Raw genomic sequence first — 2113 nt, 5'->3', positions numbered from 1 at the left:
TGCTCCACCATTTGTTCGGCGAGGCGGCGGGCGTGCCGGGGGCATGGGGTCATGCGATCGGCGGCATGGGATCGATCACCCAGGCGATGGCGCGCGCCTGCCGCGAGGCCGCCGTCGACATCCTGCTCAATACGCCGGTCGAGGAGGTCATCGTCGACCGCGGCCGGGCCACCGGCGTCGTAGCTGGCGGCAAGGCGTGGCAAGCGAAGACCGTCATCGCCGGCGTCAATCCGCGCCTGCTGTTCGACCGGCTGATCCCGGCGGGCGCGGTCACCGCCGATACCGCCAGCCGGATGCATGCCTGGAAGTGCGAAAGCGCGACCTTCCGCATGAATGTCGCGCTGTCGGAACTGCCCAAGTTCACGGTGCTGCCGAAGAAGGGCAATCATCTCACTGCCGGCATCATCATGGCGCCGAGCCTGGATTACATGCATCGCGCCTGGCTCGACGCCGAGGTGGATGGTTGGGCGAAGAAGCCGATCGTCGAGATGCTGATCCCCTCGACCCTCGACCCGAGCCTTGCGCCGAAGGGCAAGCATGTCGCGAGCCTGTTCTGCCAGCATTTCCGCTACGACCTCGGGCCGGGCAGAAGCTGGGACGACGAGCGGGAAAAGGCGGCGGACGCGATCGTCGCCTTGGTCGACAGCCACGCGCCGGGCTTCAAGGCGTCGGTGCTCGGCCGGCAAATCCATTCGCCGCTCGACCTCGAGCGCCGTTTCGGGCTGATCGGCGGCGATATCTTCCACGGCAAGATGGGCCTCGACCAATTGTTCAGCGCGCGGCCGATGATCGGCGCCGCGGACTACCGGATGCCGCTCAAGGGCCTCTATCTGTGCGGCTCTGGCGCGCACCCCGGCGGCGGAGTGACCGGCGCTCCGGGCCATAATGCGGCGAAGGCCGTGCTGGCCGATCGCCGTCCGTGGAAGCGAGCCGCGTGAAGCCACTGGAGGGCATCAAGGTCCTCGACCTCAGCCGAGTGCTCGCCGGCCCATGGTGCACGCAATTGCTCGCCGACCTCGGCGCCGAAGTGATCAAGGTCGAGCGGCCCGGGAGCGGCGATGACACCCGCCACTGGGGCCCGCCGTGGCACGGCGAGGGCGAGCAAAGAGTCGCGGCCTATTTCCTCAGCGCCAACAGGGGCAAGAAGAGCGCCGCCATCGATTTCGGGACCGAACAGGGCGCGACGCTGGTCCGAAAGCTCGCCGCCAAGGCCGACGTCATCGTCGAGAATTTCAAGGTCGGAGGGCTCGACAAGTTCGGTCTGGACGCCGCCTCCCTCCGCGCTGCCAACCCACGGCTCGTCTACGCCTCGATCACCGGATTCGGGCAGGACGGACCCTACGCCGACCGCGCGGGCTATGATTATATCGTCCAGGGCATGGGCGGGCTGATGAGCATCACCGGCCTGCCCGATGGAGAACCCGGCGGAGGGCCGATGCGAGTCGGGGTCGCGGTCGTCGACCTGTTCACCGGCCTCTACACCTGCGTTTCGATCCTTGCCGCGCTGCTCCGGCGCGAACGGACAGGGGAGGGCGCGCACATCGACATGGCCCTGTTCGACACGCAGCTGGCGATGCTCGCCAACCAGGCGTCGAACGCCTTGGTGTCGGGTAGGGACCCGCCGCGACAAGGGGTCACCCACCCCAACATCGTGCCCTACCAGCCCTTCATGGCGGCGGATCGGCCGATCATCATCGCCGTCGGCAACGACCGCCAGTTCGCGCGCCTTGCCGAGCTTTGCGGCCATTCCGAATGGGCGAGCGACGAGCGGTTCTCCCGCAATGAAGCGCGGGTGGCGAACCGAGCCGAGATCGTGCGGCTGGTCGCCGACTGCATCTGCGCCAGACCCGCCGCCGGGTGGCAGGCCGAGCTCGAAGCTGCCGGCATCCCATCCGGGCCGATCAACACGATCACGCAAGCGCTGTCCGACGTCCAGGCGCAGCACCGGGCAATGGTCCGCACGATCGCCGGCGTGCCGCTGATCGGCTCGCCGGTCCGTCTCGATGGGGATCGGGCCGACAGTGACCTGCCGCCGCCGGGGCTCGGGGAGCATACGCGCGAGGTACTCCGGGACTTGAGCGCCGACGATTATGCCACGCTGAAGCAGTCCGGA

At 68.2% G+C, this 2113-nt stretch carries 2 protein-coding genes; both read left to right on the top strand.

Translation table 11 applies throughout. From position 1 onward, the window contains the following. The coding region (locus tag JOZ79_RS07415) for an NAD(P)/FAD-dependent oxidoreductase (protein WP_294072664.1) at positions 1–938 on the top strand (938 nt) is incomplete at its 5' end. Further along, positions 935–2113: CaiB/BaiF CoA-transferase family protein (locus JOZ79_RS07410; RefSeq protein ID WP_294072661.1), on the top strand; the 1179-nt coding region annotated here is incomplete at its 3' end. The genes JOZ79_RS07415 and JOZ79_RS07410, both read left to right, overlap by 4 nt.

The sequence above is a fragment of the Sphingomonas sp. genome, assembly GCF_019242355.1.
Lineage (GTDB): Bacteria > Pseudomonadota > Alphaproteobacteria > Sphingomonadales > Sphingomonadaceae > Sphingomicrobium.
The sequence above is the reverse complement of the archived record's forward strand: the minus strand, read 5'-3'. Positions and strand labels throughout refer to the sequence as shown.